Source organism: Roseateles sp. UC29_93, from assembly GCF_042695725.1.
Taxonomy (GTDB): domain Bacteria; phylum Pseudomonadota; class Gammaproteobacteria; order Burkholderiales; family Burkholderiaceae_C; genus Roseateles; species Roseateles noduli_A.
This window is the reverse complement of the sequence record NZ_CP170545.1, coordinates 890177-915229: the sequence shown is the minus strand read 5'-3', so window position 1 is coordinate 915229 and position 25053 is coordinate 890177. Positions and strand designations below refer to the sequence as shown.

25 protein-coding genes, 1 pseudogene and 1 riboswitch are annotated in these 25053 nt (G+C 69.0%); of the genes and pseudogenes, 12 read left to right on the top strand and 14 right to left on the bottom strand.

Annotation, left to right across the window (positions count from 1 at the left end; genetic code table 11):
* Window positions 1-36: 36 nt before the first annotated feature.
* From metF to ahcY, 3 genes are read right to left on the bottom strand one after another with little or no spacing between them, the layout of a single operon-like run.
* Window positions 37-876: a methylenetetrahydrofolate reductase [NAD(P)H] gene (gene metF, locus ACFJIX_RS04165; protein ID WP_377157971.1), complete on the bottom strand. Its 840-nt coding sequence runs from the start codon at window positions 874-876 to the stop codon at window positions 37-39.
* Complete coding sequence (locus ACFJIX_RS04160) at window positions 873-1604, bottom strand: TlyA family RNA methyltransferase (RefSeq protein ID WP_377157970.1); 732 nt, start codon at window positions 1602-1604, stop codon at window positions 873-875. The genes metF and ACFJIX_RS04160 overlap by 4 nt, the downstream gene beginning before the upstream one ends.
* A 34-nt stretch (window positions 1605-1638) precedes the next feature.
* Window positions 1639-3072: an adenosylhomocysteinase gene (gene ahcY, locus ACFJIX_RS04155; RefSeq protein ID WP_377157968.1), complete on the bottom strand. Its 1434-nt coding sequence runs from the start codon at window positions 3070-3072 to the stop codon at window positions 1639-1641.
* Between the two features lie 102 nt (window positions 3073-3174).
* Window positions 3175-3273, bottom strand: a riboswitch (S-adenosyl-L-homocysteine riboswitch).
* A 71-nt stretch (window positions 3274-3344) separates the two neighbouring features.
* Here ahcY and ACFJIX_RS04150 point away from each other — a divergent pair.
* Complete coding sequence (locus ACFJIX_RS04150; protein ID WP_377157967.1) at window positions 3345-4136, top strand: HAD family hydrolase; 792 nt, start codon at window positions 3345-3347, stop codon at window positions 4134-4136.
* On the opposite strand, the gene ACFJIX_RS04145 is transcribed toward ACFJIX_RS04150, so the two are convergent.
* From ACFJIX_RS04145 to ACFJIX_RS04130, 4 genes are all read right to left on the bottom strand, one after another.
* The gene (locus ACFJIX_RS04145) at window positions 4064-4546 is read right to left on the bottom strand and encodes a hypothetical protein (protein WP_377157966.1); all 483 of its coding nucleotides are present in this window, start codon (window positions 4544-4546) and stop codon (window positions 4064-4066) included. The genes ACFJIX_RS04150 and ACFJIX_RS04145 overlap by 73 nt on opposite strands.
* 218 nt (window positions 4547-4764) lie before the next feature.
* The gene (locus tag ACFJIX_RS04140) at window positions 4765-4974 is read right to left on the bottom strand and encodes an oxidoreductase-like domain-containing protein (protein WP_377157965.1); all 210 of its coding nucleotides are present in this window, start codon (window positions 4972-4974) and stop codon (window positions 4765-4767) included.
* Between the two features lie 50 nt (window positions 4975-5024).
* Window positions 5025-5282 carry a translation initiation factor IF-1 gene (gene infA / locus ACFJIX_RS04135; protein ID WP_067278543.1) on the bottom strand — a complete coding sequence of 86 codons (258 nt, stop codon included), beginning with the start codon at window positions 5280-5282 and terminating at the stop codon, window positions 5025-5027.
* Window positions 5283-5367: 85 nt separating this feature from the next.
* On the bottom strand, window positions 5368-5538 hold the full coding sequence (locus ACFJIX_RS04130) for a hypothetical protein (protein ID WP_197507081.1): 171 nt from the start codon (window positions 5536-5538) through the stop codon (window positions 5368-5370).
* A gap of 534 nt (window positions 5539-6072) precedes the next feature.
* Here ACFJIX_RS04130 and ACFJIX_RS04125 point away from each other — a divergent pair.
* Together ACFJIX_RS04125 and ACFJIX_RS04120 are read left to right on the top strand one after the other, a co-directional pair.
* Complete coding sequence (locus ACFJIX_RS04125) at window positions 6073-6912, top strand: oxidoreductase (RefSeq protein ID WP_377157962.1); 840 nt, start codon at window positions 6073-6075, stop codon at window positions 6910-6912.
* A 538-nt stretch (window positions 6913-7450) separates the two neighbouring features.
* Entirely contained in the window at window positions 7451-7699 is a 249-nt protein-coding gene (locus tag ACFJIX_RS04120; RefSeq protein ID WP_377157960.1) for a hypothetical protein, read from the top strand.
* 61 nt (window positions 7700-7760) lie between these two features.
* On the opposite strand, the gene ACFJIX_RS04115 is transcribed toward ACFJIX_RS04120, so the two are convergent.
* Both ACFJIX_RS04115 and ACFJIX_RS04110 read right to left on the bottom strand, forming a co-directional pair.
* Window positions 7761-8726: an AraC family transcriptional regulator N-terminal domain-containing protein gene (locus ACFJIX_RS04115; RefSeq protein WP_377157958.1), complete on the bottom strand. Its 966-nt coding sequence runs from the start codon at window positions 8724-8726 to the stop codon at window positions 7761-7763.
* Window positions 8727-8734: 8 nt separating this feature from the next.
* Window positions 8735-9676, bottom strand: a complete 942-nt coding sequence (locus tag ACFJIX_RS04110; RefSeq protein WP_297531928.1) for an AraC family transcriptional regulator — start codon at window positions 9674-9676, stop codon at window positions 8735-8737.
* A gap of 189 nt (window positions 9677-9865) precedes the next feature.
* Here ACFJIX_RS04110 and ACFJIX_RS04105 point away from each other — a divergent pair, with 189 nt between their 5' ends.
* Window positions 9866-10894, top strand: coding sequence for an aldo/keto reductase (locus tag ACFJIX_RS04105; protein ID WP_377157956.1), 1029 nt, complete (start codon window positions 9866-9868; stop codon window positions 10892-10894).
* Between the two features lie 6 nt (window positions 10895-10900).
* Here ACFJIX_RS04105 and ACFJIX_RS04100 read toward each other — a convergent pair.
* The 4 genes and pseudogenes from ACFJIX_RS04100 to metK all read right to left on the bottom strand — a co-directional run bounded on the left by ACFJIX_RS04100 (window position 10901) and on the right by metK (window position 15664).
* Window positions 10901-11960 (bottom strand): annotated as a pseudogene (locus tag ACFJIX_RS04100) (DNA glycosylase AlkZ-like family protein).
* Between the two features lie 163 nt (window positions 11961-12123).
* On the bottom strand, window positions 12124-13146 hold the full coding sequence (locus tag ACFJIX_RS04095; RefSeq protein ID WP_377157955.1) for a diguanylate cyclase: 1023 nt from the start codon (window positions 13144-13146) through the stop codon (window positions 12124-12126).
* Between the two features lie 86 nt (window positions 13147-13232).
* Window positions 13233-14288, bottom strand: a complete 1056-nt coding sequence (locus ACFJIX_RS04090) for a diguanylate cyclase domain-containing protein (RefSeq protein ID WP_377157953.1) — start codon at window positions 14286-14288, stop codon at window positions 13233-13235.
* Window positions 14289-14485: 197 nt separating this feature from the next.
* The gene (metK, locus tag ACFJIX_RS04085) at window positions 14486-15664 is read right to left on the bottom strand and encodes a methionine adenosyltransferase (protein ID WP_377157951.1); all 1179 of its coding nucleotides are present in this window, start codon (window positions 15662-15664) and stop codon (window positions 14486-14488) included.
* A gap of 178 nt (window positions 15665-15842) precedes the next feature.
* Here metK and ACFJIX_RS04080 point away from each other — a divergent pair, with 178 nt between their 5' ends.
* The 7 genes from ACFJIX_RS04080 to ACFJIX_RS04050 all read left to right on the top strand — a co-directional run bounded on the left by ACFJIX_RS04080 (window position 15843) and on the right by ACFJIX_RS04050 (window position 22171).
* Window positions 15843-16733 (top strand): lipid A biosynthesis acyltransferase, encoded by an 891-nt coding sequence (locus tag ACFJIX_RS04080; protein ID WP_377157949.1) that lies wholly within the window; start codon window positions 15843-15845, stop codon window positions 16731-16733.
* A 9-nt stretch (window positions 16734-16742) separates the two neighbouring features.
* On the top strand, window positions 16743-17618 hold the full coding sequence (gene dapF / locus ACFJIX_RS04075; RefSeq protein WP_377157948.1) for a diaminopimelate epimerase: 876 nt from the start codon (window positions 16743-16745) through the stop codon (window positions 17616-17618).
* Window positions 17615-18337 (top strand): DUF484 family protein, encoded by a 723-nt coding sequence (locus ACFJIX_RS04070; protein ID WP_377157947.1) that lies wholly within the window; start codon window positions 17615-17617, stop codon window positions 18335-18337. Before dapF ends, ACFJIX_RS04070 begins: the two co-directional genes overlap by 4 nt.
* Window positions 18315-19244, top strand: a complete 930-nt coding sequence (locus tag ACFJIX_RS04065; protein WP_377157946.1) for a tyrosine recombinase XerC — start codon at window positions 18315-18317, stop codon at window positions 19242-19244. Before ACFJIX_RS04070 ends, ACFJIX_RS04065 begins: the two co-directional genes overlap by 23 nt.
* A gap of 13 nt (window positions 19245-19257) precedes the next feature.
* A complete protein-coding gene (locus ACFJIX_RS04060) occupies window positions 19258-20304 on the top strand; it encodes a hypothetical protein (RefSeq protein ID WP_377157944.1) in 1047 nt (348 codons plus the stop codon).
* A gap of 10 nt (window positions 20305-20314) precedes the next feature.
* Window positions 20315-20854, top strand: coding sequence for a hypothetical protein (locus ACFJIX_RS04055; RefSeq protein ID WP_377157942.1), 540 nt, complete (start codon window positions 20315-20317; stop codon window positions 20852-20854).
* A gap of 135 nt (window positions 20855-20989) precedes the next feature.
* Window positions 20990-22171 (top strand): class I SAM-dependent rRNA methyltransferase, encoded by a 1182-nt coding sequence (locus tag ACFJIX_RS04050; RefSeq protein ID WP_377157940.1) that lies wholly within the window; start codon window positions 20990-20992, stop codon window positions 22169-22171.
* On the opposite strand, the gene ACFJIX_RS04045 is transcribed toward ACFJIX_RS04050, so the two are convergent.
* On the bottom strand, window positions 22172-22657 hold the full coding sequence (locus ACFJIX_RS04045; protein ID WP_377157939.1) for an Lrp/AsnC family transcriptional regulator: 486 nt from the start codon (window positions 22655-22657) through the stop codon (window positions 22172-22174).
* 149 nt (window positions 22658-22806) lie between these two features.
* Between ACFJIX_RS04045 and glmS the strand changes: the two genes are divergently transcribed.
* Window positions 22807-24681 (top strand): glutamine--fructose-6-phosphate transaminase (isomerizing), encoded by a 1875-nt coding sequence (gene glmS, locus ACFJIX_RS04040; protein WP_377157937.1) that lies wholly within the window; start codon window positions 22807-22809, stop codon window positions 24679-24681.
* Window positions 24682-25053: the final 372 nt, after the last annotated feature.

Genomic DNA, 25053 nt, shown 5'->3' with positions numbered 1-25053 from the left:
CGGTTCCCTGCGATGGCGCGGAGCGCTTGCGCCTTATCAAGCTTTCGCGGCGAGACCGAGGCGTTCACACAACGCCAGCGTCAGTGCGCTCTGGTTGAGCGAATAGAAGTGCAACCCCGGCACGCCGCCGGCGATCAGCCGTTCGCAGAGCCGCGTGACGACGTCCAGGCCGAAGGCGCGCACCGAGGCGGCGTCGTCCATGTAGCCCTCCATCTTCAGCGCGACCCAGCGCGGGATCTCGATGCCGTCGCGTTGCGCGAACTGCGCGATCCGCGCGAAGTTGTTGATCGGCATGATGCCCGGCACGATCGGCACGTCCACGCCGATCGCCCGCGTCGCGTCGACGAAATGGAAGTAGGCATCGGGGTTGTAGAAGAACTGCGTGATCGCGCCGCTGGCGCCGGCGCGCACCTTGTCCGCGAAGAACTGCAGGTCGCGCGCCGCGTAGCGCTGCTGCGGGTGGTACTCGGGATAGGCGGCGACCTCGATGTCCCAGTCCGCGCCTTGCGTCTCGCGGATGAAGCGCACCAGTTCGGCTGCGTAGCGGAACTCGCCCGCCGTCGCCGTGCCGCTGGGCAGGTCGCCGCGCAGCGCGACGACGCGCCGGATGTTCTGCGCGCGGTAGGTCGCCAGGATCTCCGCGATGTTCTCGCGCGTCGAGCCCACGCAGGACAGGTGCGGCGCCGCCTCAAAGCCGGTCGAGGCGATGTCCGCGACGGTCGACAGCGTCTTCTCGCGCGTCGATCCGCCCGCGCCGTAGGTGACGCTGAAGTACTGCGGATTCACCGCGCGCAGCTCCTGCACGACGGTCTTCAGCTTCTCGGTGCCGACGGGCGTGTTGGGCGGGAAGAATTCGATGCTGACAGGCGTCGTCATGGTTTCTGAACCCAGATGAAAAATTCGGTGTTGCCGTCGCCGCCGGTGACGGGGCTTTCGAACCAGCCCCTGACGACGAGGTCGCGCTTCTCGGCGGCCGCCACGGCCTGCTCCTTGAGCACGACGTATTGCGCCTTGTCCTTGACGATGCCGTTCTTGTTCAAGGCCTTCGGGCCCAGCTCGTACTGCGGCTTGATCAGCAGCAGCGCCTGGCCTTGCGGCTTGAGCCAACCGACCACGTGCTTGAGCGTGCCGATCATCGAGATGAAGCTCAGGTCGCCCACGACCAGATCGAAGGGCGCCTCGGGGACGTAGTCCTTCACGTGCATGCCTTCATGGGCCGTGACGCGCGGGTCCGCCTTCAAGGTCTCATGCAGCTGGCTGTGGCCGACATCGATGCCGGTCACGTGCGCCGCGCCGGCCTTGAGCAGCACGTCGGTGAAACCGCCCGCGCTCTGGCCCATGTCCAGCGCCGAGAGGCCTGCCACCGACACACCGACCTTGGCCAGCGCACCTTCGAGCTTGAGCCCGCCGCGCGAGACGTAACGCAGCTCGGCGTCGTCCGTCACGCGCAGGGGGGTGGTCTCGGGCAGGTCCTCGCCGCACTTGCGCACGACAGTCCAGCCCTTGGGTCCTTCCCACTCGACCGCACGCGCGTCGATCAGCCGCTGGGCGGCCGAGCGCGTGGGCGCCAGGCCAAGGGAGAGAAGCAGCTGGTCAGCACGCATGGGTCGGGTCTCGGGTCAGGCTAGGGTCAGTGGATCAATAGCGATAGGTGTCGGGCTTGTACGGGCCCGACTTCGACACGCCGATGTAGGCGGCCTGCTCGTCCGTCAGCTCGCTCAACTGCGCGTTCAGCGTCTTCAGCTGCAGACGGGCGACGTGCTCGTCCAGGTGCTTGGGCAGCACGTAGACCTGGCCGACGGCGTAGGCGTCCTTGTGCGCGAACAGCTCGATCTGGGCGATCGTCTGGTTGGCGAAGCTGGACGACATCACGTAGCTCGGGTGGCCCGTACCGCAGCCCAGGTTCACCAGACGGCCCTTGGCCAGCAGGATGATCCGCTTGCCGTCGGGGAAGATCACGTGGTCGACCTGCGGCTTGATCTCTTCCCACTCGTACTTCTCGATCGAGGCGATGTCGATCTCGTTGTCGAAGTGGCCGATGTTGCAGACGATGGCGTTGTGCTTCATCGCGGCCATGTGCTCATGGCGGATCACGCCCTTGTTGCCGGTCGTGGTGACGAAGATGTCGGCCTTGTCGGCGGCGTATTCCATCGTCACGACGCGGAAGCCCTCCATCGCGGCCTGCAGCGCGCAGATCGGGTCGATCTCGGTGACCCACACCTGCGCCGACAGCGCGCGCATCGCCTGGGCCGAGCCCTTGCCCACGTCGCCATAACCGGCGATCACGGCGATCTTGCCGGCGATCATCACGTCGGTGGCGCGCTTGATGCCGTCCACCAGCGATTCGCGGCAGCCGTACAGGTTGTCGAACTTGCTCTTGGTGACCGAGTCGTTGACGTTGATCGCGCGGAACAGCAGCGTGCCCTTGGCCGACATTTCCTTCAGGCGGTGCACGCCCGTGGTCGTCTCTTCCGTGACGCCGATGATCTCCGCGCTCTTGCGGGTGTACCAGGTGGCGTCCTCGGCGACCTTCTTCTTGATCGCGGCGAACAGGATGCGCTCTTCCTCGCTGCCCGGGTTGGCCAGCACGGACAGGTCCTTCTCGGCCTTCTGGCCCAGGTGCATCAGCAGCGTCGCGTCGCCGCCGTCGTCCAGGATCATGTTCGGGCCTTCGCCCGGCGTGCCCTTGGCGCCGAAGTCGAAGATGCGGTGCGTGTAGTCCCAATAGTCCTCCAGCGTCTCGCCCTTGTAGGCGAAGACGGGCGTGCCGACGGCGACCAGCGCGGCGGCGGCGTGGTCCTGCGTCGAGAAGATGTTGCACGAGGCCCAGCGGACTTCCGCGCCCAGTGCCTGCAGCGTCTCGACCAGCACGGCGGTCTGGATCGTCATGTGCAGCGAGCCGGTGATGCGCGCGCCCTTGAGCGGCTGCGCGGCGGCGTATTCCTCGCGGATGGCCATCAGCGCGGGCATCTCGCTCTCGGCGATCTTGATCTCCTTGCGGCCCCACGCGGCCAGCGACAGGTCTTTGATCAGGTACTGGTCTTGGGCCAGCGGCTTCAGTTGGGCGTTCATGCGGACTCCTGCGAAGAAGGGCCGTCGACACCAACGATCAGGACGCGGGGAGATGCGGAGAGGGCATTTGCCGCTCGGTCCTCACCCGGCCAACGAAGGGTCGACGGGTGAGCGCGGTTGCCATTGCCGCGGACGTGTCGCCGCGCGGCGGTTCCGAGCCTGGCCTCGATGGGATGGGAGGTCGCAACGCTCCTCGGAACAGGGCGCGATTGTAGTCAAGTTCCGGCCGCGGCTCGATGACAGCGTTGCGCTCGGGGCCACAATCGCCCCCCATGCGAACGATCCCCCCGCTCAGCGACTGCCCCCGCGCGGCCTGGCTCCCCCTGCGCGGGGTGCTGACGGACATCGACGACACCCTGACGGCGGATGGCGCCATCGCGCCGGCGGCACTGGATGCGCTGCACCGGCTGTACGCGGCCGGCGTCCCGGTCATTGCGATCACGGGGCGCCCGGCCGGCTGGAGCGAACCGTTCGCGATGGCCTGGCCCCTGCGGGGGATCGTCGCGGAGAACGGTGGGGTGCTGCTGCATCGCGAAGGGGCGGCGCTCGCGACCGAATTTGCCCAGGACGACGCGACACGATTGGCGAACTTCGCGCGACTGCAGGCGTGCGCGCGGGAGATCGTGGCGACCGTGCCCGGCGCCGTGCTCGCGCGCGACAGCGCCGGCCGGCTGACCGACATCGCCGTCGACCACAGCGAGTTCACGACGCTCGACGACGACGCGATCGCCGCCGTCTGCGACCGGATGCGCGCGCATGGGCTGGTGGCGACGGTCAGTTCGATCCACGTCAACGGCTGGATCGGCGATCACAGCAAGTGGACCGCGGCGCAGTGGGCGGTGAAGCGGCTGACGGGCCTGGACTTCGATCCCGCCGAGTGGGTGTATGTGGGCGACTCGACGAACGATCAATTGATGTTCGAACGCATGCCGCTGTCGGTGGGCGTCGCCAACATCGCGCGTTTCCTGCCGATGCTGGACCACCCGCCCGCTTATGTCACCGCGACCGAGCGCGGCGACGGCTTCGCGGAAGTGGCCCGGGCGCTGCTGTCGACGCGCGGGTAGGCCGGCTCATCGGCAACCGGGCGGTGGGGACGCGGCTGGCGGCCCTCGACCGGGTCCCAGGCATGACGGCCGACCAGCGCGGAGACGCCCGGCCAGTCATGCCCGCGCGGCAGTACCCGGGCCAGCGCCGCATGGCTGACCCGGCCCCCGAGGGCGACCAGACGCTCCGCCACCTCGATCCGCCGGCGGCGCAGCCGCGGCAGCAGCCACCGATTGGTCGGACGCTCCCGAAGCACGCTGGGATGCGGCATGCAGCGGTGCTCCGCCATCAGCAGGTGGCGCAGCAGGATCTCGAGTCCGAATGGATCGAGGCCCCGCCAATCGGTGCTCAACCGCGCCAGCGCGAAGCGTAGATTGGCCTGCGCGTCGGAATGCGCGACATGGAAGCGGTTCTGGCCGGTCATGAACATCTGGACCTCCGGAGGGCGGGAGCACCGCGCCGCTGTGGCAAGTGCGGCGCCTGTCCTTGATGTCGGCCATCGAGCCTCAGTTCTGAACCGGGGGATGTCCCCGAAAACGTCACGAAAGGAAAGCACCCCGTGGAGGGGGCGGCGGGCTCGCCAAAAGGAAAGGGCCGCGCGAGGCGGCCCTTCGGGTGGGGTTCGGAGAATCGTCAGGACTTCGACGTTCAGGACGCCTCGGGATGGCGCGACTTCCAGGCACGCAGGGCCTGCCGGTACGCGTCCATCGCCAGATCGTACAGGTCGAAGATGCACGGGTCGCAGCCGTTGCCGCAGCACGCATCGATGTCCGGCTGCGGCGGCGGCACGGGCATCGGATCGTCGCCGGCCTCGAGCGAGGCCGGAACGGCGGCGGAGTCGGACTGGACGTCGGTCATGGCTGGCGATTCTCGCGCGGGGGGCCCGGGGCCTCCCGCGGCAAGGCGCGTCAGCGACGGACCGGCGGCGGGCCCGAGTGGTTCGAACGCTGCAGGTGACGGAAGGTGATCCGGCCCTTGGTCAGGTCGTACGGCGACATTTCCAGGGAGACGGCATCGCCGGCCAGGATGCGGATGTGATGCTTGCGCATCTTGCCGCCCGTGTAGGCGATGACCTGATGGCCGTTTTCCAGCGTCACGCGAAAGCGCGAGTCCGGCAGGATTTCGTTGACGACACCCTGCATCTCGATCAGTTCTTCCTTGGCCATATGGCTTGCTCCATTCTTGAAAATGAAAAGGGCGCCAGCCGCGGTCTGCCGCAGGCCCTCGCCTCGGGAATCAGCGGCGCGCGGCTCAGTGGCTGCGCGCCCAGGCGGTGCCTTCGGTCTCCGCGTAGCGCAACGCGGCGCGGCGGGTCTCGAAGGTCGGCACGAATCGCATGACACGATCAATGCTGGCCATGCCGCGTCCCGACTGGATCGAGACGGCCGCGGCGAATCCGCCGTCGGCATGGGGTTTGGTCATCGGTGAGACAAGGAATCGCCCCACCTCAATGCGTTTGTTCTGCATCGTTATTTTGAGGTGTGCGCCTTGACAGGCAATCGCAATAAGCAACCGTCTTGGCGCGGTGTGGGAAGGTGTGTCACTCCGATTCGATGATACGAACAGAAGAGGCACGGAAAGTGGCTTCTGATGCCAATCAGCCGAATGGCGAACAGGCAGACCGAAGCCAGAAACGCTCAAGCGCACGAACCGGGGGGTGATGCTGGTGCGAGCCGCTCGCAGAAGGGTCCTTGGGAGGGACCGGAGGGGCTGCAGAAGAAGACCTGAAGAGGGTGGTCTTGTGCGAGTCAAGTCGGGGAATATAACACAAGGGGCGTTGGCGCGCATCCCCGGGTGTTGCGGCGGCGCCGGAACGGTACTTTGGCGGATCGTGCAAGCGGTGCGCCGGAATCGGCATGGGCGATCGCCGCCCCGTTCCTACGATTCATCCGTCCCCCCAACACCGGCCCCGGCACCTCATGCCGCTGGCCCGAACCCCCTGAAGGACGGAACTCCATGAGCAAGATCTGGTTCATCACCGGCGCCAACCGCGGTTTCGGCCGCGAGATCGCCCAGGCGGCGCTGGCCGCCGGCGACCGTGTCGTCGCCACCGGCCGCAACGTCGACGCGCTGAAGACGGCATATGCGGATCACGGCCAGGCCGTGCTGTGCCTCCCGCTGGACGTCAGCCGCGAGGCCGATGCTGTCCACGCGGTCGAGCAGGCCGTTGCCCGCTTCGGCCGCATCGACGTGCTGGTCAACAACGCCGGCTACGGCCAGCTCGGCCTGTTCGAGGAAATCAGCGCCGCCGACATCGAGCGCCAGTTCGCCACCAACGTCTTCGGCCTGATGCATGTCACCCGCGCGGTGTTGCCGGTGATGCGTCGTCAGCGCGACGGGCACATCCTGAACATCGCGTCGGTCGGCGGCTTCCGCGGCTTCGATGGCGCGGCGGTGTATTGCGCGACGAAGTTCGCCGTCGACGGCTTCACCGCGTCGCTGGCGCCCGAGCTCGCCGGCTTCAACATCCGCGTGACGGTCGTCGAGCCGGGCTTCTTCCGCACCGATTTCCTGGATGCCAGTTCGGTCCGCTACGGCACGCAGTCCATCGCGGATTACGCGACGCTGCCCACGCCGCCGCTGTCGACCTACGAGGCCTACAACCACCAGCAACCCGGTGATCCGGCGAAGCTGGGGCGGGCCTTCGTCGAACTGGCCGCGATGCCGACGCCGCCGCTGCATTTCGTGGCGGGCTCCGACGCGCTCGGCATGGCGCGCGAGACCTTCGGCCAGCGGATGGCGGAGGTCGAGGCCCACGCGGGGCTGTCGGCCTCGCTGGATCGCGACGGCGTCTGACCGACCGTCTCGGGCGGGCCTCCGGCAACGGTCACGGGGCGCGGCTACCATCGCGCCCCAGGACAGGCCGGCCGGGGAGGGCGCGATGGATCGAGGAGGCGCGCCCGCATGACGGCGTCGCATTGGCAGCGTCCCGCAGGCAGGCGGCGATGGGTCGGGCTGGCTGCGGCGCTGCTGGTGCAGGCCGCCTTCCTGTCGATGCTGTGGATGGACCACGGTTGGCGAGGGCGCAGGACGTCCGAGGGCCCCCGGCTGACCGAGGTGCGGCTGCTGCCGCTCCCGAAGAGCCGCGAGACACCGCCCGCGGCTCGACCAGAACTCGAGCGACGTCAGCTCGATGTTCCGCGGTTGCAGGCGCCGATCCTCGTGGCGCCGCCCGAGGTGACGATCACCGCCGCGCCGCCGTCGACGTCGATCCAGACGGTGGCGGCACCGGCACTGCCGGCCTCGGGGGGCGTCAGCGCCCCTCGGCAACGGGCGCACGACGCTCAACCTCGCGCTGCCGAAAGCCGGTGCCGCCTCCGATGCGCGCGTGCGCATGGCCGATCAGATCCGCAACGACGATCGCTCCCACAGCGCGCCGCGCACCGTCGAGTCCGCGATCGCGGACGCCGCCGGCACCCTGCCCATCGTGTCGAGCGTGTCGACGAGCGGCTCGGGCTCCAAGGTGATCCGCCAGGGCAGCAAGTGCACGCGGGTCTACGAGAACCGCGTCGCCGCCATCAACCCGACCGACGATCGTCTCAAGGACGCGCCAGCGATGGTGGGGAACTGCTTCAGCAAGTGAGGGCGTCCGGCCCGGGGGGCATGGGGCGCCGACCGGGGCGCCAACCGGATCGCGGCGGCGCTCAGGCCGTGAACCGCGAGGCCGGCGTGTCGCGCCGCTTCGCTGCGTCGCGTGACGGCGGCGCACCGTAAAGGCGGCTGTACTCGCGGCTGAATTGCGACGGGCTCTCGTACCCGACCGCATGGCCGGCACGCGCGACTTCCAGGCCCTCGGCGATCAGCAGCCGGCGGGCCTCCTGCAGTCGCAGCTGCTTCTGGTACTGCAAGGGACTCATCGACGTCAGCGCGCGGAAATGGTGGTGCAGCGACGACGCGCTCATGTGCGCCTCCTTGGCCAGCGACTCGATGCGCAGCGGTTGCGCGTAATGCGCCTTCAGCCAGCGGATCGCGCGGTGCACGCGCTGCGTCTGGCTGTCGGCGCGCGCGACCTGCGCCAGGCGCTCGCCCTGCTCGCTGCGCAGCACGCGGTAGACCAGCTCGCGCATCGCCATGGCCGCGAGCGCGGCCTGGTCCTCCGGATGATCGAGCAGCCGCATCAGGCGCGCCGATGCGTCGCGCATCTCCGCCGTGACCGCGCTGACGAAGAGGCCGCGGCCGAGGTCATCGCCCTCGGCGTTGCCCGTCGATGCGACCGGCGCCACTGTTGCCACAGGTGCTCCTGACGCGGCGGGCGCCCGAGGCGGACCGCTCCGTGCGACCAGCTCCGCCACTTCCTCCGGATCGAAGTCCAGGCGCAGGCAGAGGTAGGGGCGCTCCGGGGTCGCCTCGGTCACGCGGCCGCTGACCGGCAGGTCGGTCGTGAACACCATGAAGCGCGCGGCGTCGTAGACGTAGCGCTCCTCGCCGAGCCGCACCTCCTTCGCGCCCTGCGAGATCAGGCACAGCGAGGCCGGCTGAACCGCGTGCGCGAGTTCGCCGCCCGGCGCGTCGAGCCGGATGATCCACAGCCGGGGCAGGGCCGTCGGCCAGACGCCCTCACGCGGCGCATGGCGCGACAGCATCGCGCTCAGCGCCTCGGTGTCCTGCATGAGCGGGCTCATCCTGCGCGCAGCAACTGCTCGATGTCGGCGCGCGGCGGCGTGCCGAAGAGGCGACGGTATTCGCGGCTGAACTGCGAGGCGCTCTCATAGCCGACCTGATGCGCCGCCGCCGCCGCGTCCAGCCCTTCCCCGAGCATCAGCCGCCGGGCGTGCTGCAGCCGCAGCTGCTTCTGGTACTGCATCGGCGACATGCTCGTCAGCTGCTTGAAGCGCTGATGCAAGGTCGAGGCGCTCATGTGCGCCACCGCGGCCAGCTCGTCGATGCTGATGGCTTCGCTGAAGCGGCGGTTCAGCTCGTCGATCGCGCGCGACAGGCGGCGCGTCGCGCTGTCCTGCTGAGCCAGCGCGCGCAGCCGCGGACCGAGCGGGCCGGTCAGCACGCGATAGAAGATCTCCCGCTGCAGCAGCGGCGCCATGACGCGCTGGTCCGACGGGTTGTCCAGCAGCTGCATCAGCCGCAGGGCGGCGCTCAGCAGCGATTCCGACACCGGCGCGACGTTCAGCCCCGACTGCGCCGACGGCGACGCATCGGTGCTCGCCGGGCCGACCTCGAGCATCAGCTCCGCCAGCGTCGCGGTCGAGCAGTCGATGCGCACGCACAGGTAGGGCTTGTCCGGCGTCGCCTCGATGACACCGCCCTTGGGCAGCATCGGCATCGACACCAGCAGGAAGTGCAGCGGGTCGTAGTACAGCGTCTCGGTGCCGAGCTCCACCTTCTTGCGCCCCTGCAGCACGATGGCCAGGCCGGGCTCGTAGAAGGCCGGCGCGGTCTTGGGCATGCTGCAGCTGGCCTTGATCAGGTGCAGGCAGGGAATGGCGGTCGGGCGGGAGCCTTCGCCGTCGATGTGCCGGAGCGTCAGATCCACCATCTGCGCGCGCAGGGCCTGCAGCGCGTCGGGGAAGCCGTCGGCGAGGGGAATCGGAGTGGGTGCGACCATGCATCGGATTGTGCAAGTCCGTCGCGCGCGCCGCCAGCGCCCGCGAGGGCGCCGGACGGGGTTCCGGAGGATTGGGCAAGGACGGGCGAGCATTGCGCTGGTTCCGGAGGGGGGCGGATTCCTAAGCTCTCGGTCATCGCGGCGGTCGTCCGATCGCCGCCGTCACCTTGCCTTCGAAGGAGTGCCGCCATGACCATCATGTCCAGGGAACCGCTCAACAACCTGCCCCAGTTGCCGCGCCGCCGGCTCGGCGCGCACGGGCCGGAGGTCTCCGCGCTCGGGCTCGGCTGCATGGGGATGTCCGATTTCTACGGCCCCGCCGACGAGGCCACGTCGATGGCCGTCCTGCACCGCGCGCTGGACCTCGGGATGAACTTCCTCGACACCTCCGACATCTACGGCAACGGCGCCAACGAGCGTCTGCTGTCGGGGCTGCTCGCCAACCGCCGCCGCGAGGTGGTGCTCGCCACCAAGTTCGGCATCGTCCGCAACGCCGACGGCCTCTCGGCCGGCGTCAACGGCAAGCCGGCCCATGTCCACGCGTCGTGCGATGCGAGCCTGCGCCGGCTCGGCGTGAACCACATCGACCTGTACTACCTGCACCGCGTCGACAAGTCCGTGCCGATCGAGGAGACCGTCGGCGCGATGGCCGAACTGGTGCGCGCGGGCAAGGTGCGGCACATCGGGCTGTCGGAAGCCTCCGCGGAGACGATCCGCCGCGCCCACCGGGTGCATCCGATCGCGGCGGTGCAGTCCGAGTACTCGCTGTGGACCCGCGATGTCGAGGCCGAGGTGCTGCCGACCTGCCGTGAGCTCGGCATCGCGCTCGTGCCGTACAGCCCGCTGGGGCGCGGCTTCCTGACCGGCGCGATCCGCAGCGCCGATCAACTGGCGGCCAACGACTGGCGGCGGGTCAATCCGCGCTTCCAGGACGGCCACCTGGCGCAGAACCTCGCGCTGGCCGATGCGATCGTCGCGCTGGCCCGCGACCACGGCCTGGCGCCGGCGCAACTGGCGCTCGCCTGGCTGCTGGACCGCGGTCCGGACATCGTGCCGATCCCCGGCACCCGCTCGATCGCACGGCTGGAGGAAAACGCGATGGCCGCGCGCCTGCGGCTCAACGACGTGCTGCGCGAGGAACTGCACGAGCTGCTCGACGCGTTCCCCGTCGCCGGCGAAAGGTACCCCGAGGTGTCGATGGCGCTGGTCAACGCGTGATCGCTGTCATTCCTCGAGTCCGAGGAACACGGCCATCTCGTAGTACGCCTCGTCCAGCGCGGCGCGGAAGGCCGCATCACGCGGCCGCTTGTCGATGAAGCCGAGGTCCGGGACCAGCGTCCCGGCCTCGACCTTCAGGTTGGCCCAGCCGATCATCCGGTCGCCCCAGAGCATCGGCAGCGCGTAGTGGCCCATCGTGCGCTTGGCCGGCGGCGTGTAGGCCTCGAAGCGGTAGGCCCAGCCCCACAGCCGCTCGAAGCGGCGGCGGTCCCACACCAGCGGGTCGAACGGCGCGAGGAAACGCAGCCGGTCCGGCTCGACCTTGTGCGCGCGTGACGCCGGATGCTCGTCGGCGGGCCAGTACCAGACCTCGCCGTCGATCTTCGCGTGGCCCCAGCGCGCCTTGGCTTCCTTCAGCACGTGGCGCGCCTCGACGTTCAGGTGCGGTGCGCCGTAGCCCAGCAGCGAGGTCAGGTAGCCGAGGCTGGGCGAGGGCAGCGGCGCGTAGAGCGCCACGATCATGTCGAGCAGCCGCGCCGCCCGCGCGTGGCGGGCCTCGGGGCTGTCGTCCTGGGGCAGGTGCTCGATCACCTCGTAGACCCGCGTGCCGGAGTCGCGCCGCGCCACGCGCAGCAGGCCGCGGTAATGCATGCCGTCGAGCAGGTGCGTGCTGGCGTTGAGCTCGCCGCCCCAGTAGCCCTCGACGCGTCCATGGCTGAACGCCTGCTGCACATGCTGCGGATGCGTGCGGCCGCGCGCGCGGATGAACTCGAGGACCTCGGCGGCGCGGGCGGTCATCGCCTCGTCCCAGGCGCGCTTCGGGGTGCGCGGATGGAGCAGCGACAGCATCTCGCGCGGCAGGAAGCCGTAGTTGACGAGGGCGTCCTCCTCGACGGCCAGCTTCGCGTAGCGCGCTTCCAGCTGACCGGCGCGGTAGTCCTTGACCCCGGTGCATCAGGATCAGGTCCTGTGCCCGCGCCGGGGCGCGGATCGGGTCGGCCTGCACGAAGCCCAGGCGCTGGATCGCGCGCAGCAGCGTCGTCGGCTTGAAGAAGGTGCGGGCGATGGCGTGACGCCGCAGCGCGTCATGGTCGATCACGGGCATTCGGAAGCAGGGGTCATCGAAAGCCCTGACGGTACCCTCGGCACGACACCGGATGTGTCAGCAGGGAGTCGTCGAGTGCCGGGGTGAGGGCCAGCGGCGGCGGAAGGACGGGAGCGGATGCGCCTCACAGCGGCGCGAAGCCGCTCGGCGCCTGCTCGACGGTGTCCATCTGCATCTCGAAGCTGAAGAAGCGGTTGCGGCCGCGCGACTTCGCCGTGTAGAGCGCGTCGTCGGAGCGCCGCAGCAGGCCTTCGACGGAGGTGTCCGCGTCCGGCACGCAGGTGGTGATGCCGCCGGACAGCGTGACGTGGGGCTCGACCGAATCCGGGTGGCGCATGTTGCAGTTGCGCAGCGTGCGCATCACCGCCCGCGCGAAGGTCATCGCGCCGGAGCGCGGCGTGCCCGGCAGGATCAGCGCGAACTCCTCGCCGCCATAGCGGGCCGCGCAGTCGCGAGGACGGCGGCAGGTCTCCTGCAGCAGCCGCGCGACGCGCTGCAGGCAGGCGTCGCCGGCCAGGTGCCCGTAGCTGTCGTTGTAGCGCTTGAAGTGGTCGATGTCGCACAGCACCAGCGTCAGCGGCTGCTGGTCGCGCCGCGCGCAGGCGATCTCCTGGGCCAGCCGCGCGTCGAACGCGCGGCGGTTCATCAGCCGTGTCAGCGGATCCTCGCCGGAAAGCTTCTCCAGCCGTTCATTGCTGTGCCGGAGATCGTCCGACACCTGCTGCAACCGCGTCTGCATCCGCCGCAGCCGCTGCATCGCGCGCAGCTTGGCCTGCAGCACGGTGTTGGAGACGGGTTTGACGAGGTAGTCGTCGCCGCCCGACTCGATGCCCTGCCAGAGGTCCTGGTCGCGGTCGCGGCTGGAGAGGAAGATGATCGGCGTCCAGCCGCCGTTCTCGTGCGCGCGCATCTGGCTGGCGACCCAGTAGCCGTCGTGGTCGGGCATCTCGACGTCGAGCAGCACCAGGTCGGGATGGTCGCCGTCGAAGCGGGCCAGGGCGCTGTCGCCGCCGTCCGCCTCCAGCGTGTGATGTCCGATCGCCTGCAGCTGCCTGCAGAGGAACCCACGCGTGCTGGCCTGGTCATCCACGACCAGGATGCGCAGCGGAGGGAGCGAGGCAGGCGGCAGCGAGGCGGAAGCGTCCATGGCCGGGCATCGTCGACAGGCGGCAACAAGATGTGCCGGAGCCGATTATGCGGGGCCGGTCCCGCCGAAGGCAGTTCGGGTATGCCTCAAGTCGGGGACGACGGCGGCACGCCGGGTGCGGTCGGCGCGGCGGTCGCCGGCGCGGCCTGGCGGCGCTGTTCCGCCGTGTCCATCTGCATCTCGTAGCTGAAGAAGCGGTTGCGGCCGGTGGACTTGGCGTTGTAGAGGGCGTCGTCGGCGCGGATGATCAGGCCCTCGGCGCTGGTGCTGTCGTCGGGCAGGCAGGTGGTGATCCCGCCGGAGAGCGTGATCGTCGCGCCGGTCGGCGAATCCGGATGCGGGATCGCGGCCAGTTCCACCGTGCGCATCAGCGCGCGGGCGTAGGTCATCGCGCCGGAGCGCGGCGTGTTGGGCAGGACCAGCGCGAACTCCTCGCCGCCGTAGCGTCCGGCGCAGTCGCTCGGGCGGCGGCAGGTTTCCTTCAGCAGCTGGCCGATGCGGCGCAGGCAGGCGTCGCCGGCGACGTGGCCGGCCGCGTCGTTGTAGCGCTTGAAGTGGTCGACGTCGCAGAGCATCAGCGTCAGCGGCTTGCCGTCGCGGCGGGCGAGGTCCAGTTCCTGCTGCAGCCGTGCGTCCAGTGCGCGCCGGTTCATCAGGCCGGTCATGGCGTCGACGCTGGAGAGCTCCTCCAGCTGCGCGTTGGCCGCGCGCAGTTCCTCGGACATCTGCACCAGCCGCGCGCGCATCTGCGCCAGGCGCTGCATCGCGCGCAGCTTGGCGTGCAGGATCATCGCGGAGGCGGGCTTCACCAGGTAGTCGTCGCCGCCGGATTCGATGCCCTTCCAGACGTCCTCGTCCTGGTTGAACTGGCTGAGGAAGATGATCGGCGTCCAGCCGCCAGGCTCGGCGGCGCGCATCTCGCGGCAGGTCCAGTAGCCGTCGTGGCCGGGCATCTCGACGTCGAGCAGCACCAGGTCGGGCCGGTAGCGGCGGAACAGCTCCAGCGCCCACTCGGCGCTGTCGGCCTCCAGCACGCGGTGACCGGCGCGGTCCAGTTCCGCGGTCAGCGCCACGCGGGTGGCACTCTGGTCGTCGACGATCAGGATGGTCAGCGGGGACGGCGAGGTCGGCATGGCGTGCATGCGGTCATTCTGCCGCGATGCCCGCCTTCATGAAACGACAAGGGCCGCGCAAGGCGGCCCTGAGTCGGGGGATCAAGTTTCCGCGTGTGCGGCAAATGACCGGTTCGGGGGAGGGGGTTTGTGGTCGACGCTCACATCCGCTGCCGCGGATATGAGCGTCGCCCCAAAGCGAAGAACTTGCTGCGCAAGTTCCGGGCTTACAGCCCGGCCGCTGCTCGCAGCGCCTTCGCTTTGTCCGTCCGCTCCCAACTGAACTCCGGCTCTTCACGCCCGAAGTGACCGTACGCCGCCGTCTTGCCGTAGATCGGACGCAGCAGATCCAGCATCTGGATGATGCCCTTGGGACGCAGGTCGAAGTGCTCGTTGACCAGCGCGGCGATCTGCTCGTCGGGCAGGACGCCGGTGCCTTCGGTGTACACCGTGACGTTCATCGGACGCGCGACGCCGATGGCGTACGCGACCTGGATCTGGCACTGCTTGGCCAGGCCGGCGGCGACGATGTTCTTCGCCACGTAGCGGGCCGCGTAGGCCGCCGAACGGTCCACCTTGGTCGGATCCTTGCCCGAGAACGCGCCACCGCCGTGCGGGCACGCGCCGCCGTAGGTGTCGACGATGATCTTGCGGCCGGTCAGGCCGCAGTCGCCCTGCGGGCCGCCGATGACGAAGCGGCCGGTCGGGTTGACCAGGTACTTCGTGTCCTGCAGCCATTCCTTGGGCAGCACCGGCTTGATGATCTCCTCGATGACGGCCTCGTAGAACTCGGGCTTCATCTTGTCGCCGAGCGACATCTCCGGCGCATGCTGCGTGGACAGCACGACGGTGTCGATGCTGTGCGGCTTGCCGTCGACGTAGCGCATCGTCACCTGGCTCTTCGCGTCCGGACGCAGGAAGGGCAGGCGGCCGTCCTTACGCAGCTGCGCCTGGCGCTCGACCAGCCGGTGCGCGTAGTAGATCGGCGCGGGCATCAGCTCCGGCGTTTCATCGCAGGCGTAGCCGAACATCAGGCCCTGGTCGCCGGCGCCGGTGTTCAGGTGGTCGTCGGAGGCCTGGTCGACGCCCTGGGCGATGTCGTTGCTCTGCTTGTCGTAGGCGACGAGCACGGCGCAACCCTTGTAGTCGATGCCGTACTCGGTGTTGTCGTAGCCGATGCGCTTGATCGTGTCGCGGGCGACCTGGATGTAGTCGACATGGGCGTTGGTCGTGATCTCGCCGGCCAGCACCACCAGGCCGGTGTTGCAGAGGGTCTCGGCCGCCACGCGCGAGCGCGGGTCCTGCGCCAGGATCGCGTCGAGGATCGCGTCGGAGATCTGGTCCGCCACCTTGTCGGGGTGGCCTTCGGACACGGATTCCGAGGTGAAGAGGAAATCGCTCGCCAATTTAAACTCCTGTGATTCAGTCTTCGGGCACTGCCTTCTGGCGTTGCCGAGACGGGAGTCAGGCGGCGAACGCTTTAGCGGGATTTATGAGTCGCCCCGCAAGTTGTCCAGATTAACTCGGCGACTGGGGCGGCATTATAGGAAAGACCAAGGCCCGGCAGGGCCCACGGATGGGTGGATGGGAAAACTGGGTACATATGCGCTGATCGCGCTCCTGTGGCTGCTGCACTGGCTGCCGCTGCGCTGGTTGGCGGCCCTCGGATGGGGGCTGGGCGGGGTCCTGCATCGCGTGGCCGGGTCGCGCCGGCGCGTCGCGCTGCGCAACGTCGAGCTGTGTTTTCCGGACAAGCCGCTGGCCGAACGCGAAGCCCTGGTGCGCGAGCATTTCGGCTGGCTGGGCCGCAGCCTGCTGGAGCGGGGGCTGCTCTGGTACGCCTCGGACCGGCGCCTGCTGCGGCTGATGCGCATCGAGGGCAACATCAAGCTCTCCGAGCAGGTCGACCGCCCGGTGATGTGGCTGATGCCGCACTTCGTGGGCCTGGACTGGATCGGTCCGGCGCTGATGCTCAACCAGGCAAGACCTGGCGCCAGCATCTACCAGCGCCAGAGCAACGCGCTGTTCGACGAGGCGTTGCGCCGGGCACGTTCGCGCTTCGGCACGACCAAGCTGGTCGACCGCCACGAGGGCGTGCGCAGCGTGCTGCGGGCGATCCGCGACGGCTACTCCTTCCTGAACCTGCCCGACATGGACTTCGGCCCGAAGGACTCGGCCTTCATCCCGTTCTTCGGCGTGCCGGCCAACACGCTGCTGGCGCCGGCCAAGATCGCGCAGACGATGAAGATGGTGGTGCAGCCGGTGATCGTCACGATGCTGCCCAAGGGCGAGGGCATCGTCATCCATGCGCATGAACCGCTGGCGGGCTATCCCAGCGGCGACATGGAGGCCGACGCGAACCACTTCCACCGCTGGCTCGAGGACCGGATCCGCGAGCACCCGGCCCAGTATTTCTGGGTCCACAAGCGATTCAAGACGAGACCGCCCGGCGAGCCGTCGCTGTATTCCCGATAATCCGCTTCCATGAAACTGCGCTTCACCAAGATGCAGGGCGCCGGCAACGACTTCGTCGTGCTGGACGCCACGCGCCATCCGATGCCGCTGACGAGCGAACAGCTGCGGCGTGTCGGCGATCGCCGTTTCGGCGTGGGCTGCGACCAGATCCTGGTGATCGAGGCGTCCAAGTCGCCGGACGTGGACTTCGGCTACCGCATCTTCAATTCGGACGGTTCCGAGGTGGAGCAGTGCGGCAACGGCGCGCGCTGCTTCGTGCGCTACGTCGTCGACAAGGGCCTCACGGACAAGCGGACCATCCGCGTGCAGACGATCAACGCGCTGCTCGAGCTGCGCCTGCAGGACGACGGCCGTGTCACGGTCGACATGGGCGCGCCGGTCTTCGACCTGCCGCGGATCCCGTTCGATCCGAAGGAATCGGCGCCGCGTCACGAGAACGGCTTCGAGCGCTGGCCGCTCGACCTGGGTGACGGCATCACGGCGGATGTCGCCGTGCTGTCGATGGGCAATCCGCACGCGGTGCAGCGGGTCGACGACGTCGATCACGCGCCGGTGGGGATCGTCGGGCCGCTGGTCGAGCACCATGAATCGTTCCCGCGCCGTGTCAACGCCGGGTTCCTGCAGATCGTCAGCCGCGGCGAAGTGAAGCTGCGCGTGTTCGAGCGCGGCGCCGGCGAGACGCTGGCCTGCGGCACCGGCGCGTGCGCGGCGGTGGTGGCGGGCATCCGGCTGGGCTGGCTGGACGCCGCGGTCGAGGTGCACACGCGCGGCGGCGACCTGCGCATCGAATGGGCCGGCATGACGCCGGGCGGCCCGGGGCTGTCCGCCCCGGTCTACATGACAGGGCCGGCGCAGACGGTCTTTGAAGGAGAAATCGAACTGTGAGCGGCATCGAAGGCATCACCGAACAAGACATCGCCGACTACCTGGCGAATGACCCGGCGTTCTTCGAACGTCACGCCGAACTGCTGGCCAACGTCCGGATCTCGCATCCGCACGGCCAGCGCGCGGTCTCGCTGCAGGAGCGCCAGGCGGAGCTGCTGCGCGACAAGATCCGCGGCCTGGAAAACAAGATCATCGAGATGATCCGCAACGGGCAGGAGAACGTCGCCATCGCCGACCGGCTGCACCGCTGGACGCTGGCGCTGATGCTGACGCGCGACGACCGGCAGCTGCCGGAAGTGCTGCTGCGCGAGCTGCGCCACCAGTTCCTGATTCCGCAGGCCGGCCTGCGGCTGTGGAACGTCGACGCCGGCCATGCGCTGGCGCCGTTCGCGGCCGAGGTCAACCCGGACGTGAAGACCTTCGTGGGCAGCCTGAACCAGCCGTACTGCGGCATCAATTCGGGCTTCGAGGCGGCGCGCTGGCTCGAGGACGACGTGGCCTCGCTGGCGCTGGTGCCGCTGACGACGGGCGCTCCGGCGCAGCCGTTCGGGCTGCTGGTGCTGGGATCGCCGGATCCGACGCGCTACACGGCCGAGATGGGCACCGAGTTCCTGGCCCGCGTCGGCGAGATCGCGAGCGCCGCGCTCTCCCGCCTGCTGGACGCCGACCCGCACGTCGCATCCCCTGTGGCTCCTCATGTCGCCGCTCAGCCTGACTGACGAGCAACGGCGCTACCTGGAACACCTGCGCGTGCAGCGCCGCCTGGCGGAGCGCACGCTGACGCTCTACACGGACGCGTTGCAGCGGCTGACCGGGCTCGCCTCGGTCGAGGACCTGGACCTGCTGCGCCTGTCCGCGCATCAGGCGCGGCGTTTCCTCGCCAAGCTGCACACGCAGAAGCTCAAGCCGCGCACGCTGGCGCTGATCCTGTCCGCGTGGCGCGGCTGGTACCGCTGGCTGGGTCAGAACGGTCTGGTCGACGCGAACCCGATCGCCGACCTGCACGCGCCCAAGCAGGGCCGGCCGCTGCCGAAGGCGCTCGGCGTCGACGACGCGGTGCGGCTCTCGGAACACCATCAGGACGCGGCCGATCCGGTCGCCGAGGCGCTGGAACGCTGCCTTGTCGAGCTGCTCTACGGCAGCGGTCTGCGCGTGTCCGAACTGGTGGGCCTGGACCTGCGCCACCAGGCGTCGTCGGCCGGCTGGATCGTGCTCGAGGATGCCGAGGCGCAGGTGCTCGGCAAGGGCTCGAAGCGCCGCGCCGTGCCGCTGGGCGGTCCGTCGGTGACGGCGCTGAAGGCCTGGATCGCGCTGCGCGGCCACTGGGCCGCGGCGGACGAGCCGGCGCTGCTGGTCGGTCCGCGCGGCGGCCGGCTCAGCGCCGACCAGATCCGCAAGCGTCTCAAGCAGCGCGCGCTGGCGGCGGGCATGCCCACGCACGTCCATCCGCACATGCTGCGCCACTCGTTCGCGTCGCACCTGCTGCAGAGCAGCGGCGACCTGCGCGCGGTCCAGGAACTGCTGGGCCACGCCAACATCAGCACCACGCAGATCTACACCCGGCTGGACTTCCAGCACCTGGCCAAGGTCTACGACGCGGCGCACCCGCGCGCCCGCAAGAAATAACCGATCGACAACGATGCTCCGCTCCGTCCTGAACGCTTCGAACGCCCCGTTCCCGTCCCGTCCGCTGCTGCTGTGCTCGGCACTGCTCGCGGCCCATGTGCAGGCCCAGGCGCAAGCGCAGGCACAGGGTCCGGCGCCATCGCCGGTCATCACGGCCACCGACAGCCGACCCGCCGCCTTCGAGCTGAACTGGTCGCCGGTCAAGATGCCCACGGGGCAGAAGACGGCCTTCCTGGGCGCGCATTACATGGTGGCGGTCAACGAGGACTGGGGCCTCGGCCCGGCCGCGTACGGCGCGGCGAAGGGCGAATTCGGCGGCCTGTTCACGGTCGGCTTCAACGTGCAGCGGCGCTTCCGCATCACGCCGGAGGTGCACCTCGCGGCGAGCCTGTACGCGGGCGCGGGCGGCGGCGTGAGCTCGGACAAGGTGCGCGCCGGCGGCGGGCTGATGCTGCGGCCGGAGTTGTCGCTGCGCGGCGAGTTCGGCAACTGGTATGCCGGCGTGGGCGTGTCGCACATCACTTTCCCGAACGGCAACGGCAACATCAAGGACACCGGCGTCGCGTTCACCATCGGGCGGATGGATCGGTTCCTGAGCTTCAATCCGAGCGATTCTGGATCGCCGGGACGCGCGGGCGATCGCACGGGCATGGGCTTCGACGAGATCGCGCTGAGCGCCGGCGTCGAGAAGCCGCGCACCGGCAGCCGCACGCGCGGCGGCGTGCCGCTGACGGGCCGCAAGGGCAAGGCCGGCGGCGACCTGCGGCAGTACTTCGGCGACGGCTCGTCGTGGTGGGGCCTGGAGGCCTCGGGCGCCGCGTCCGGCGGACACGACGGCTACATGGAGATCCTCGCGAACGCCGGCCAGGACTGGGGCATCGGCAGCGAGCGGCTGCGCATCGGCGGCCAGTTATCGTTCGGCCTGGGCGGCGGCGGCGACATGGACACGGGCAACGGCTGGCTGGTGCGCGTCGGTCCGACGCTGCGCTGGATCACGCCGTGGGGTCCGACGCTGCGGCTCGATGCGGGCTACATGAAGGCGCCGTGGGGGAACTACTGAGTCCCTCCAGGTGCGCGGTTCGCTGGCGCTGCCGCTGGAGAAGGTCTCGCGCATCCTGAACACGCCGCCGCTGGAGTCGGGCACGGTGCGCGCGCAGGCGCTGTACCTGAGCATGCCGTACTTCAAGGAGTTCAAGTTCAAGGACGGCTCGAAGGACAACGTGACCGGCCTGGGCATCGGCATGACGCGCGACTTCGGCGGGCCGTGGTACGGCGTGGCGCACGCGGGCAGCGCGGCGCTGGGCAAGGCGGGCGCGTTCTCGTACGGCATGTTCGGTCTGGGCGCGCAGTCGCCGAAGTGGAACGGCGTGCGCGTCGGCGCGGAGGCGCTGGTCGGCGCGGCCGGCGGCGGCGGCGTGGCGGTCGGCGGCGGCGCGGTGTCGCAAGGCGAGATGTGGGCGCAGTGGGAAGGCGCCGGGCGCGACCGCCTGCGCGTGAAGGTCGGCGTGGGCCAGTGGAAGGCGCTCGGCGGCGAGAAGCAGAGCACCCCGATGGTCAGCCTGAATGTCGGCTGGGCGTTCGGGACGCTGGGGCCGGCGGCGCAGCGCTGATCGTTGTCGGGCGCAATCGAATTATCAAGTTTTATCGGCCAGACCGATAAATTATCGCCTTCGCGATAAAGATCCGATAAAACGGGGTTTGCCCCGTGTTCATCGGGGCTGTACGCGATCGAAGAGAGTCGTCTCATGAAATCCATCCGTCTCCGCGAGGGCAAGGACCGCTCGCTCCTTCGCCGCCATCCCTGGGTCTTCGAGGGCTCGATCGCGAGGGGCAAGGCCGACGCCGGCGAGACCGTGCGCGTGGAAGCCGCCGACGGCAGCTTCCTCTGCTGGGCCTCGTTCAGCCCGGAGTCGCTGATCCGCGTGCGCGCCTGGAGCTTCGATGAGAAGGAGCGCATCGACGCGGCTTTCTTCGAGCGGCGGATCGCCGCGGCGCTCGCGCTGCGGGCGCGCATGCCGATCGACTCGGATGCGGTGCGCCTCATCCATGGCGAGGCCGACGGCCTGCCCGGCCTGATCGTGGACCGCTACGGCGACACGCTCAGCGCGCAGTTCCTTTCCGCCGGCACGGAGCGCTGGAAGCAGACGATCGCCGACCTGCTGCTCGCGCAGACGGGCCTCACGCGCCTGTACGAACGCTCCGACGCGAACGTGCGCACGCTCGAAGGCATGGAGCCCGTCACCGGTTGGCTGCGCGGCGAGGGCGCGACCGAGCTCGTCATCTCGGAGAACCGCTGGAAGCTGAGCCTCGACGTGGCCGAGGGCCACAAGACCGGCTACTACCTCGACCAGCGCGACAACCGCCGGAAGTTCGGCGAGGCCGTGAAGCACTACGGCTGCCGGTCGGTGCTGAACTGCTTCAGCTACACCGGCGGCTTCTCGGTCGCCGCGCTTGCAGGCGGCGCGACAGACGTCATCAGCGTCGACTCGTCCGGCCCGGCGCTGGCGCGCGCCACGGCGCACGTCGCGCTCAACGGCTTCGACCCGGCGCATCACACGGCGCTGGACGCCGACGTCAACCACACGCTGCGCGACATGCTCAAGCAGGGTCGCAGCTTCGACGCGATCGTGCTCGATCCGCCGAAGTTCGCGCCGACCGCCGCGCATGCGGAGCGCGCCGCGCGGGCGTACAAGGACATCAACCGCCTCGGCCTGATGCTGCTGAAGCCGGGCGGCCTGCTGTTCACGTTCTCATGCTCGGGCGGCGTGGGGCCGGAGCTGTTCCACAAGATCGTCGCCGGCGCCGGCATCGATGCGGGCGCGGACGGCCTGATCCTCGATCGCGTCGGCGCGACGCCGGACCATCCGCAGACGATCTACTTCCCCGAAGGCGAATACCTCAAGGGCCTGCTGATCCTCAAGCGCTGATCAGGGCCGCGCCGCCGGGAGGGCCAGGCGCGGCTCGAACTTCGCGCGCTTGACGCTGAAGAAGGCCTTCACGTTGCGGACGTTGGCCTGCTGCGTGAACAGCCTTTGCACCAGCGCGTGATACGCCGGCATGTCCGGCACCTGCAGCACCAGCACGAAGTCCGGCCCCGGCGCCACGCGCCAGCATTGCTGGACCTCGGGCGCCGCGACGGCGATGGCCTCGAAGGCGTCGAGGTGCTCGGCGCCCTGCCGGTCGAGCGTGATCTCGACCAGCGCCGACAGGCCCGCGCCGAGCTTGTCCGGCGACAGGATGGCCACCTGCTTCTCGATGACGCCGGACTCGATCAGTCGCCTTACGCGGCGCAGGCAGGTCGCGGGCGACACATGGGCGCGCTCGGCCAACGCCTGGTTGGACAGCGAGGCGTCCTGCTGGAGCAGGTCCAGCACCCGCAAGTCGATGGCGTCGAGTGTGAGAGAAGATTCCATCATTTGTTCGAGAATGAAAGAATTCGCCAAGCAGTGGGCGAAGCGATGGATTCTTTCACTAATCGTTGAATGTTGAAAGCATCCACCTCGCCGTGATGCCTAGCATTCCGCCATTCGCAAATTCATCCGGACATCCGGGGAGACACATCATGTGCGGCATCGTCGGCGCGGTTAGCCAGAAGGACATCGTTCCCATCCTGATCGAGGGCCTGAAGCGGCTCGAATACCGCGGGTACGACTCGTGCGGGGTGGCGGTCCACCAGGACGGTCAACTGCGCCGCGCGCGCAGCACCTCGCGGGTGGCGGAGCTGCAGGAGGTGGCGGCGCACGACGGCGTCGCGGCCGGCACCGGCATTGCGCACACGCGCTGGGCGACACACGGCGCGCCGGCGATGCACAACGCGCATCCGCACTTCTCGCACGGCCCGGGCGCCGAGGCGCACCTGCAGCCGGGCCGCGTGGCGCTGGTGCACAACGGCATCATCGAGAACCACGATGAACTGCGCGCCGAGCTGAAGTCGCGCGGCTACGTCTTCCACAGCCAGACCGACACCGAGGTCATCGCGCACCTGGTCGATTTCCATTACCACGGCGACCTGCTGGAAGCGGTGCAGACGGCGGTGGCGCAGCTGCGCGGCGCGTTCGCGATCGCGGTGTTCCACAAGGACGAGCCGCACCGCGTGATCGGTGCGCGCGAGGGCTCGCCGCTGGTGCTGGGCGTGGGCAAGGACGAATACGCGGGGGCGAATTTCCTGGCCTCGGACGCGATGGCGCTGGCGGGCGTGACGGACCAGATCGTCTACCTGGAAGAGGGCGACGTGGTCGACCTGCAGCTGGGCCGCTACTGGATCAGCAACAAGGACGCGACGACGGGGCGCTTCGTCAACGTCGAGCGCGAGGTGAAGACCGTGCAGGCGCACAGCGGCGCGGCGGAGCTGGGCCCGTACCGGCACTACATGCAGAAGGAGATCTTCGAGCAGCCGGTGGCGATCGCCAACACGCTGGACGCGGTGACGGGCATCAGCCCGGAGCTGTTCGGCGACGGCGCGTTCCGGGTGTTCAAGGAGATCGACTCGGTGCTGATCCTGGCGTGCGGGACCAGTTTCTACGCGGGCTCGACGGCGAAGTACTGGCTGGAGAGCATCGCGAAGATCCCGACCAGCGTGGAGATCGCGAGCGAGTACCGGTATCGCGACAGCGTGCCGAACCCGCGGACCCTGGTGGTGACGATCAGCCAGAGCGGCGAGACGGCGGACACGCTGGCGGCGCTGAAGCATGCGCGCTCGCTGGGGATGGTGCACACGCTGACGGTGTGCAACGTGTCGACGAGCGCGATGGTGCGGGAGTGCTCGCTGGCCTACATCACGCGCGCGGGCGCGGAGATCGGCGTGGCGTCGACGAAGGCGTTCACGACGCAGCTGGTGGGCTTGTTCCTGCTGACGCTGGCGCTGGCGCAGACGCGCGGGCACCTCACGGAAGAGCAGGAACAGGAGCACCTGAAGGCGCTGCGCCACCTGCCGGTGGCGGTGCAGGCGGTGCTGGCGCTGGAGCCGCAGGTCATCGCATGGAGCGAGGAGTTCGCGCGCAAGGAGAACGCACTGTTCCTCGGCCGCGGGCTGCACTATCCGATCGCCCTCGAAGGCGCGTTGAAGCTGAAGGAGATCAGCTACATCCACGCCGAGGCCTATCCGGCGGGTGAGCTGAAGCATGGCCCGCTGGCGCTGGTGACGGCGCAGATGCCCGTCGTGACCGTGGCGCCGAACGACACGCTGCTGGAAAAGCTCAAGAGCAACATGCAGGAAGTGCGGGCGCGCGGCGGAGAGTTGTTCGTGTTCGCCGACGGCGATACGAGGATCGACAGCGAGCCGGGGCTCCACGTCATCCGCATGCCGGAGCACTACGGTGCGCTCAGCCCGATCCTGCACACGGTGCCGCTGCAACTGCTGGCGTATCACACGGCCTGCGCACGCGGCACGGACGTGGACAAGCCGCGGAACCTGGCGAAGAGCGTGACGGTGGAGTGAGGGGGCGACGGTTTTCCGCGCAATTGCGGAGGCAAATTAAAAGGTTCTTCGCCGATGTGCGGGAAGAACGAGACGCGGCCAGGTGCCACACCTGCTAAGTTGAAGTTGTCGAGACTCACTTTCGCAGGGGGCAGCCATGGCCGCATCCCGGTGTATTTCTCGCCTTGGCGCGTGGGAAGGCTACTGGGTCGAGCGTGACGAGGAGGTCCACCGGTCTGGTGTGGTCTGGTGCATCATCTACCTTCAAGCCACGAGGCGGGCGAGGCGCTGTTGCAGCGGCTGCGGCGAGACGGTCGCGGCGGTCCACGATGTGCAGGAGCGACGAGTATGAGACCTGCCGATCTTCGGTGTTCCAGTGGAACTGGTCGTTCC

Excerpts from the sequence above, each read along its gene's own strand:
- ACFJIX_RS04095 (WP_377157955.1), bottom strand. The coding sequence starts at position 13,146 with ATGGACGCTTCCGCCTCGCTGCCGCCTGCCTCGCTCCCTCCGCTGCGC.
- infA (WP_067278543.1), bottom strand. The coding sequence starts at position 5,282 with ATGGCCAAGGAAGAACTGATCGAGATGCAGGGTGTCGTCAACGAAATC.
- ACFJIX_RS04140 (WP_377157965.1), bottom strand. The coding sequence starts at position 4,974 with ATGACCGACGTCCAGTCCGACTCCGCCGCCGTTCCGGCCTCGCTCGAG.
- ACFJIX_RS04090 (WP_377157953.1), bottom strand. The coding sequence starts at position 14,288 with ATGCACGCCATGCCGACCTCGCCGTCCCCGCTGACCATCCTGATCGTC.
- ACFJIX_RS04120 (WP_377157960.1), top strand. The coding sequence starts at position 7,451 with ATGGCCGATCAGATCCGCAACGACGATCGCTCCCACAGCGCGCCGCGC.
- ACFJIX_RS04080 (WP_377157949.1), top strand. The coding sequence starts at position 15,843 with ATGGGAAAACTGGGTACATATGCGCTGATCGCGCTCCTGTGGCTGCTG.
- dapF (WP_377157948.1), top strand. The coding sequence starts at position 16,743 with ATGAAACTGCGCTTCACCAAGATGCAGGGCGCCGGCAACGACTTCGTC.
- ahcY (WP_377157968.1), bottom strand. The coding sequence starts at position 3,072 with ATGAACGCCCAACTGAAGCCGCTGGCCCAAGACCAGTACCTGATCAAA.
- ACFJIX_RS04045 (WP_377157939.1), bottom strand. The coding sequence starts at position 22,657 with ATGGAATCTTCTCTCACACTCGACGCCATCGACTTGCGGGTGCTGGAC.
- metF (WP_377157971.1), bottom strand. The coding sequence starts at position 876 with ATGACGACGCCTGTCAGCATCGAATTCTTCCCGCCCAACACGCCCGTC.
- ACFJIX_RS04145 (WP_377157966.1), bottom strand. The coding sequence starts at position 4,546 with ATGTTCATGACCGGCCAGAACCGCTTCCATGTCGCGCATTCCGACGCG.
- ACFJIX_RS04150 (WP_377157967.1), top strand. The coding sequence starts at position 3,345 with ATGCGAACGATCCCCCCGCTCAGCGACTGCCCCCGCGCGGCCTGGCTC.
- ACFJIX_RS04160 (WP_377157970.1), bottom strand. The coding sequence starts at position 1,604 with ATGCGTGCTGACCAGCTGCTTCTCTCCCTTGGCCTGGCGCCCACGCGC.
- glmS (WP_377157937.1), top strand. The coding sequence starts at position 22,807 with ATGTGCGGCATCGTCGGCGCGGTTAGCCAGAAGGACATCGTTCCCATC.
- ACFJIX_RS04060 (WP_377157944.1), top strand. The coding sequence starts at position 19,258 with ATGCTCCGCTCCGTCCTGAACGCTTCGAACGCCCCGTTCCCGTCCCGT.
- ACFJIX_RS04050 (WP_377157940.1), top strand. The coding sequence starts at position 20,990 with ATGAAATCCATCCGTCTCCGCGAGGGCAAGGACCGCTCGCTCCTTCGC.
- ACFJIX_RS04110 (WP_297531928.1), bottom strand. The coding sequence starts at position 9,676 with ATGGTCGCACCCACTCCGATTCCCCTCGCCGACGGCTTCCCCGACGCG.
- ACFJIX_RS04115 (WP_377157958.1), bottom strand. The coding sequence starts at position 8,726 with ATGCAGGACACCGAGGCGCTGAGCGCGATGCTGTCGCGCCATGCGCCG.
- ACFJIX_RS04065 (WP_377157946.1), top strand. The coding sequence starts at position 18,315 with ATGTCGCCGCTCAGCCTGACTGACGAGCAACGGCGCTACCTGGAACAC.
- ACFJIX_RS04105 (WP_377157956.1), top strand. The coding sequence starts at position 9,866 with ATGACCATCATGTCCAGGGAACCGCTCAACAACCTGCCCCAGTTGCCG.
- ACFJIX_RS04130 (WP_197507081.1), bottom strand. The coding sequence starts at position 5,538 with ATGACCAAACCCCATGCCGACGGCGGATTCGCCGCGGCCGTCTCGATC.
- ACFJIX_RS04125 (WP_377157962.1), top strand. The coding sequence starts at position 6,073 with ATGAGCAAGATCTGGTTCATCACCGGCGCCAACCGCGGTTTCGGCCGC.